We start from the raw sequence: 8,766 nt of genomic DNA on the forward strand, positions 1-8,766 counted from the left end.
TTTCCGATTGTAAGTTCGGCTAAAATTTTCAGTTTAAATGGTTCTGAATACCGTCTGATTACTTTGTCATTTTTGTACATAATGTTTAAAATTATGTAGCCTTTATTCAGGACGGGTCAGTATTATGCCCAACGTGTTTGTATATGGTTTGTTGCGTGGTTAAGCAACTAAGTTAACAAATAAAAACCGAATAGAAAATCCGCGAGGATTTTCGTAAGTAGGCTAGAACCAAGCAATAAATTATATACGTTGTTGCCAGTAGTTTTTATTGACTAAATCTAATATTAAATTTGCGGTATGAACTATTATCAATCAGTCGCCCTTTATATTTTGTATTAATAAAAAATTTCATTTTATTGTTTATGTATTTAGGTACATTCATTTTAGAATATGGAAAGAACGCTTTGACAGTATAGGCAGATGAATAAGAGTCAGGTGTTACATTTGTTGAATATGAACTTATGTATCTATTTTTATTATATAAATGCACTCCAATGTCAATCTGCTTCTTATAAGTGTTATAATTTTGAAGCGTAAAATGTACATACATTCCTGTTTCATAATTTTGGGTAACATTATGTTCTATTCTTATATTTTTAAACTTGCTTTTGGCTTTACGTGCAGTTCGTTTTATATCAGTATATGATTCTCTTGGACATCCATTGTTATATGAAGAACCATAAACATAAGGACATAAATCTTTGTCATCCGTTACACCATCTCTATCTGAATCTATTTTCTTAATTACAGGGCATCCATTGTTATATTTTGGCCCATATTTATATGGACAATAATCTAAATCATCAGTAATTCCATCATTGTCGCTATCCTTTTTTTTAGGTTTAGGACAACCATTATAATTTTTATAACCAAATTGATAAGGACAGTTATCAATATCATCTGTTATTCCATCATTATCACTATCTTTTTTGAATGTTCTTCCAGGATAAAGTTTCATTATATTCTCAATGTCTCCTTTACTTAAAATAGTATTTATAGGAATTGAAACTCCATTTGTTGTAAAATAAGCAGGAACAGGATAGTGCATAATAGAATGTCTATCATATTTCTCGCTTGAAAAACTTGAACCAAGTCCATATCTATTTATTACATTTCTGTATACATCTTTTTGACTCCAGCCCAATTTGGTTTGGTAGTAAGCTAATACTTTCGGAACGTTCCATTCAAAAGGTCTTTGAGAATGTTTGTGTTCGTGCAAAAGTCCAAGAGCGTGACCAAATTCGTGAAGAATTGTTCTACTAAACTCTGATTCCGATGTGTAATTATTAAACCAACCAAAATTCATAGTCGGTTTATTTTGAGAGATTTGGTTTGCAATAATTCCAATATAAGACCACGAACTGCCATTTTGAACAAAACTTATTCTAATATCAGCATTGCCATATTCAATATAGTTAAAGCTGATATTTGCGTATTTCTCCCATTCTTTACTGTATTGAATAACTTTTTGTCTGACATAGCTATTACCACCAATAAATTTCACTTTAATTGATTTAGAGTTCCATTTGAGTTTTTCATCCGATACAGCTCTTAAAACTCCATCTTTTTCTTCTATTTGATTTCTATATGCTTCCATATCTACACAAATATTCTGTCCTTTAACAGTAAAGCTAAATAAGATAAAGACTAATAAATATAATAGATTTTTCATAGTTTTCTATGTGTTTCTCAAATTACTGGCAACGGTCTCGTATATGATTTGTAGCGTTATTTCTGCAAGTAAGTTAGCAAATAAAAACCGAAATAGAAAAACCGTGAGGTTTTTCGACAGTAGGCAAGAAGCAGCTATAAATTATATACATTGTTGGCTAACGTTTTTTCTTTTTACGAACTACTCCTTTGTGTATTTATAGGATCTTTGGTTTTTCGTACGTTGTTTCGTTTTTTACTTAAATGTCAAAAAAATCTTCAAATTATTATTCCGTTTTTTTCCGCAAAGAGCATCAGTTTTGATTTTCGGCCGAAATTTCGTGACATCAGAATCGATTGATTTAAACAACTAATTTCAATTTTTTAAAATTGCGAACAGTTCAGCCGTACGTTTTGCCATTCCGCTTATCATCCAAAAGTTGAGGATTGCTATAATTTTGAATTAAAGAACCGAAGTTGGGTAAGTCGAAATTCGTGCGTAAAGTTCCGCAAGAGTAAGAAAATCCAGTGTAATATTTTTTTAACGTTCAGCTTTAAATTCCAACGTATTTTTCTGAAGCAAGTAAGCACAGAATTTCGTAAAATCCTTGAAATTGTTGGCACGCGCAAAATGTTTGCCAACGTGTTTGTATATGGTTTGTTGCGTGGTTTAACACGTAATTTAGTAAATAAAAACCGAATAGAAAATCCGCGAGGATTTTCGTAAGTAGGCTAGAACTAGCAATAAATTATATATGGTGTTACCAAACGTTTTTATTCATCAAAAAGGTAAGTCATCATCCATTTCATTAATTGAATTATGATTTGCTATTGGTTTTGAAGTTGATTTATTATACATTACATCTTCTACACAAGATTTACAAGGTTTGAACCCTAACTGTTCAAGTAAGTTTCCTTCAAATTTTAAATCAGGATTATGTAAAACTCTATAATATTCAATTAATAACTCTTTGATTGGTTTTTTAAAATGAGAATCATATTGTTTTAAGAATTTCTTAATTGCTACATCCGAAAATCTTGTATCATTATTTTTAATATCATTTTCCGAATAAGCTAAAAAAGTAAATTTTTGAAATTTTCGAATTATTTCTTTTTTTTCGTTGTCAGCTTTATTAAAATATTGACCAGCTTGACTGATATATTTGTCTATTCTGCTTTCAAGTTCTTGTAAATTTAAATTGTCAATAACTTCTACACCAGAATTATCGTAATCAATTGCTTTAGGATTTATTTTGATTTTAAATGCAATAAAAATTCTTGCAACAAAGACATCTGGTTTTTCTAATAAATATTGATTTTCTTTGAACCATTTCCTAAACCTTTCGACTTCTGGTTTTCCTCTTTCTCTTATTTCCTCTGGGATTTCAAAATTCCTGAAGTTTGAGTTCAATCTTGAACAATCGTGATTTGAATGGTAAGCTGGTTTTCCTCCTTCAAATACGTACTTTAATTTGTCTTTATTTTCAATTGGTACATAATATTCACGAATAAAATTTTCTGGGTCTTTTAAGAGTTCTTTTAATCCGAGAAGATTATTTTTCTCATAATAACTAAAAAAGTATATCGGTTTTTTATAAACATTACCGTTCATATTTCCGATTTTTTTAAAGTCAATACTGGCTATAATTCGAAGTGAATTTGATTTAGTTAAATATGCCATATCGTTTTTCTCGAATGTTTGGTAACGGTTTTGTGTATGAGTTAGTTGCGTGGTTTGGCAACTAAGTTAGCAAACATTTAGGAACCCGTGAAAATTCCGCAGGAATTTTCGCAAGTAGGCAAGAACCTAGCAATTAATTATACACGGTGTTGTGTGTAGTACTTTATTTCAGAAATCTAATTCTTTCTCCAGTATCAGGATCCGACAAAAAATACCATAATTGATAATTCTCCTTTAACTTATAAATCTCTAAATTCTTTGAGGTTTTTATATCGTTAAAATTCAGTTTAATTTTTTTCGTATCATATTGCTCAATAATTTCCCAAGTTCCAGATGAAGTTCCGTTATTAATTTCGCGGTCAAATAGATTTTGAGAATTATTCATTTCGAAAAGATTATCAGGCTTAAATGTCAAAACAATACTATCAGTTTTAATTTCCGAAAGATACTCGTATGAAAATTTGTCCATTTTCCAAGTTCCTACAATATTATTTGAATTTACTTCAACATTTTTTCTCTCAATATTTACATCGATTGGTCCCATAAAATGGCAAGATGTAAGTCCAAGAACTAAAATCAATAAAATCCAATAATGTCTTTTCATTTCAATTTTTGAGTTTGGTTGGGTATTACACACAACGGTTTTGTGTATGATTTCGTTGCGTGTTTCAGCAACTAAATTAGCAAATACAAACCGAATAGAAAATCCGCGAGGATTTTCGTAAGTAGGCGAGTACTAGCAATGAATTATACACGTTGTTGTAAAACGTTTTTTACGGTAATAATTTCGGGCCCAAAATGTTCATCCATAAAATGAATCCAAATATTCCACCTAAAAATCCACCGGCAATAAATGTTAATCTTAAATGTTTAGGGACAATTCTAAATACGATAAATATAGATATGAATAACCCTATTGTCCCTAAAACACAAGAAACAGTTCCGCTCCACAAATTTAATAGTTCAGAAATTTTCTTTTCATCTCCTCCAAAATAACTACCATCAGGTTTTATTAATTCAATTCCAATTGACATTGTCAAATTAAAGACTTCTCTTAACCAGAATAAGGAAAGAAAAACTGCTAACCAATCAAATAATTTTAGCCCATATTCATTAATTCTTTTTCTCCTCCAGAAGATGATAATTAGTCCAATTATTCCTGTAATTATTGTTTGTAAAGGACCTCCAATTCTTACCAGTAAAATGTCGTTCGTTAATTTTTTTACTCCATTTTCATATTCCGCTTTCTGCTTAAATTCAGTTCCATTTTCAATTTCAGTTTTATTTTGATTGTAAATTTCAATAATGTTTTTTTGGAAAGAAGAGTTGTCATAACTCATACTTCCATAATGAAGAGTGGTTTCGTAACCTAAAGATTTAGCAACGATTATATGTCCATATTCGTGACTTACTGTTCCAATTATTGTGAATAGAACAAATCCAAGTGAGATAAATATCAGATGTTTAATGTCAATCGAGATTTTCATTCAAATGTTTTACAACGAGTTTGTGTATGGTTAGTTGCGTGGTTAAGCAACTAAATTAGTAAACTTTCACGAACCCTTAAAATTCCGCAGGAATTTTCGTAAGTAAGCAAGAACCTAGCAATTAATTATACACAGTGTTGCCAATAGTGCTTTTTCTATTGTTTAATAATTTTTTTTCGTTCGAATGATTGATTCGAAAATTTTAATTCAATTATATAAATTCCAGATTTGAAACTTGATAAATTTATAGAATCCGTATTTGTGCTTAAATACAAAAGCTGTCCTAAATTGTTAAATAGTTTTATGCTCTCGATTGTTTTATTTGAGTTTATGCGCAAAATATCTTTAGTCGGATTTGGAAATAATTTTATATCACTTAAATCAAATTCATCCACACTCAAAGGCTCAACAATTTCTGTATTCAGTGTATTCGTTATTATTGCTGGATTAAAATCGAAATAAATATCTGCTACTCCACTAATAATATTCCCAACTACGACATCAGATTTTGGTTTAATTTTAAAAGCGATGTAACCATGAGAATTAGGTTCGTCATTAGTGCTATCTGGTAAATTAATATTATCAAACACAAAACGAACATAAGTCTGGTCTGCTATTTCAACACGGCCAGAATGGCTTAAACTTTCTAATTGCATAGTCGTAAAATCTAGTTTATCATCCAAAACATGCTCTACTCTAACATTAATAGCACTGGCTGTTCCTGTATTTTGAAAACGAATTAAATAATGCAAATATTTATCTACATCTTCAATAAAAATTTCGTCTCCTTCTAAACATGTGATATTATTTGGATCGTAAGAACCTATAACGGTTTGTTCTAAACTAAATGTATTGTCTTCTTCTGTTTCATCTCCAGTAACTGGATTTATAGTTGCTGTTGACAGCAAAATATCATTAATGTTAGTTGTTGGTGGCGGAAAGACATTAAATTGCAAATTTATGATTCTGGTTTCAAAAGGATTTAGGTTTGTAAAATCGAAGCTTAAGGTATTTGCGGTTTGTGAAGCAACAGTTTCACTTGCGTTTAAGAAGTTTAGTTTTGAATCATTGAACTCGAAGGAAACTGATCCGCTTATTTGAGTGGTACCATTGTTTTTGAATACTAATTGATAACTGGTGTCGAAACCTGGTCTTGGGTCGTTTTGTGATGGGTAAATTGAAATTTTTAAATCGTCTATTTCACCTATTGACATAAAACAAAAATCAACCATATCAGTATTTCCATTTCCTGAGAAATTAGATACTGCTGTATTCGGTGAAATGCTGTAATATTCTGAAAAACTGGAAACTACAGAAGTTGTAAATTCTCCTTCGTCTGGAAATAATTGATAAATCCCATTTGCATTTGTAAAAACAGAAAAAACTTCTACACCGTCTGTTGTACTTACTAGAATATTCTCTAATAAAGCGTCTTGTGCATCACAGCCATCAGAATCCATATCTAGAATCACAGTGCCATAAATCTCATTAGATGCCGCATCTATATTTTTATACCAAGCCAATTCATCACCACTTCTTGCCGCGGATATCACATCCATACGACCATCTCCATTGATATCAGACGTATATACGGAATAGGCATTATCAGAATTAATTGATAATAGCTGTTCAGTTCCAAAAGTTCCTAAACCATCAATATTCTCATACCATTCGATTTCGTCATCAAAACTAGAAGCAACCACAATATCCTTATCACCATCACCATCTAAATCACTTGAATAAACACCTCTTGCACCATCAGAGCTTGAGGAAATAACATTTACTTGCCCAAATGAGCCTAAACCATTTAAATTTTCAATCCAGTAAACGTTATTACTGTAACTAGCACTTACAGCTACAATATCCATATCACCATCTAAGTCTAAATCTGAAGCCATTAAATCGCTCACAGCACCAACATTTGTCGCTACCATTTGAGCTGAACCAAAAGTTCCTTGTCCATCACTATTTTCATACCAGTTGATTATTTGATCTGAACTAAAAGATGCCAAAATATCCATATCACCATCCATATCAATATCTGAGGCATAAACCGAATTTACAGCACCATTAAAGGTGTTTTCTATAATTTGTTGAGATCCAAAACTCCCAGTACCATCCAGATTTTCATACCATGCTATTTTATTGTCATTATCTGAAGCAGATAAAATATCAATATCTCCATCATTATCTATATCTACAGGAAAAATATCACCACCATTATCAACATCGGTTGTAATGGATTGTTTTTCCCCGAAAGCCCCCAAACCATCAAGATTCTCATACCATGCTATTTCATCCTCTGACCTGATAGCACCAATAATATCTAAATCAGAATCACCATCAATATCTATAGCATAAACGGAATTATAATTTTCAATAACTTCTGTAATTTCTTTCTGTGGGCCAAAAGTTCCCAAACCATCGATATTTTCATACCAAGCCAATTCATTTGCCGAATTTGCAGAAATTACATCTAAATCACCGTCATTATCTATATCGCCTGTAATGATTTGCTCTGGTAATGCTGCTCTTGATGTTATATTAGACCTTGATGAAAAACTACCTAATCCATCAAGATTATAGAAGCTATAAATATTATTATCTGTTGCACCAATCAGATCAAAATCACCATCATCATCAATATCAAGTCCTAGTAAATCATTAACAATGCTAACTTGATTAGAAATTAATTGCTCGTCTCCAAAATTACCAAAACCATCTAAATTTTTAAACCAAGTGAGTTGTCCATAGCTATCAAAACCATAGAAAACAGATAAAGTAATTATATCCTTGTTTCCATCGCCATCTGCATCAATTATTTTTACAGCTTTAGCATTATTAACGTTGTTGGTTACTAATTGGGAATCGCTAAAATCACCTAATCCATCTAGATTTTCGTACCAAAGGAATAGATCATTAATAGTAACTACAATATCGAGATCATTATCATTATCAATATCGGCAAAATCAATATCCTCTGCGCCATACCCTATAAGTGTCTTCATACCAAAATTTTCAATACTTGGATCATATTGAAACCAAGATATATCATTAGAAGCTGACGCCACCAAATCTACATTACCATCATTATTAACATCTAATGCAACTACGTCGATGGCATTATTAAAATTACTAGTTATAACCAGTTCAGGTCCAAAATTACCAAAACCATCATTCTTATGTAAAACTAAATTATTTGCTACCCTTGATGTGTAAACAATATCGTTGTCACCATCACCATCAGCATCTAAAGCGACTACAGACCCAGGATTACCAACATTACTTATTAATTGCTGACTACCAAAATTACCTAGGCCATCCAAATTTTCATACCATGCTACATTATCATCACCTACAGAAGTTGCAACAACATCATTATCGCCATCACCATCAAAATCTTTAACAAAAACAAATGATTCACCACTGCTTTCGGTAGAAATTATATTCGGTATTCCAAAAACAAAACCTTGTTCATCAATGCGTTCTAACCAAGAAATTTCATTTCCATATAAAGAACCTACAACTAAATCTGAAATTCCATCTCCATTTATATCAGATAAAGACATTGAATTGTATCCCCCAATATTAAAAGAATCATCTACGATAATTCTTTTTTCGAATCCAATCTGTCCAAAACCAAATTGTAAATTAAAAACTAAAATAACTGCTAAGTAAAATTTTTTCATATAATTACAAGTTTAATGCTATAAATGTAAATCATAAATATTAATACATTCTAACACTTGATTTTTTTTAACATACTTCTTATTCTGATTGAACAGAGATTTAAGTCATTGAATAGAGAGCTACGTTCGAGCATTGTTGGCAACGGTTTTGTATAAGAATAGTTGCGTGTTTGCGTGCGAGGATTTTCCGAAGGAAAATCAGATGTAGCAAATACGCAACTACCTTTATTTAAGCACAAATTAGCAATTATTTTTATAC

Annotated in this window: 5 protein-coding genes; all 5 read right to left on the bottom strand. The window is 31.1% G+C overall.

From position 1 onward, the window contains the following. Positions 1-265 precede the first annotated feature (265 nt). Positions 266-1,672, bottom strand: coding sequence for a thrombospondin type 3 repeat-containing protein (locus VDP25_RS16980; RefSeq protein ID WP_334471746.1), 1,407 nt, complete (start codon positions 1,670-1,672; stop codon positions 266-268). 759 nt (positions 1,673-2,431) lie between these two features. Beyond that, positions 2,432-3,331 carry a hypothetical protein gene (locus tag VDP25_RS16985; protein ID WP_334471747.1) on the bottom strand — a complete coding sequence of 300 codons (900 nt, stop codon included), beginning with the start codon at positions 3,329-3,331 and terminating at the stop codon, positions 2,432-2,434. A 163-nt stretch (positions 3,332-3,494) separates the two neighbouring features. Beyond that, positions 3,495-3,935 (bottom strand): lipocalin family protein, encoded by a 441-nt coding sequence (locus tag VDP25_RS16990; protein ID WP_334471748.1) that lies wholly within the window; start codon positions 3,933-3,935, stop codon positions 3,495-3,497. Between the two features lie 169 nt (positions 3,936-4,104). Next, the gene (locus tag VDP25_RS16995) at positions 4,105-4,818 is read right to left on the bottom strand and encodes a hypothetical protein (RefSeq protein WP_334471750.1); all 714 of its coding nucleotides are present in this window, start codon (positions 4,816-4,818) and stop codon (positions 4,105-4,107) included. Between the two features lie 155 nt (positions 4,819-4,973). Beyond that, positions 4,974-8,507, bottom strand: a complete 3,534-nt coding sequence (locus tag VDP25_RS17000) for a T9SS type A sorting domain-containing protein (RefSeq protein WP_334471752.1) — start codon at positions 8,505-8,507, stop codon at positions 4,974-4,976. Between the last annotated feature and the right edge of the window lie 259 nt (positions 8,508-8,766).

This window comes from Winogradskyella sp. ECml5-4, from assembly GCF_036903175.1.
Taxonomy (GTDB): domain Bacteria; phylum Bacteroidota; class Bacteroidia; order Flavobacteriales; family Flavobacteriaceae; genus Winogradskyella; species Winogradskyella damuponensis.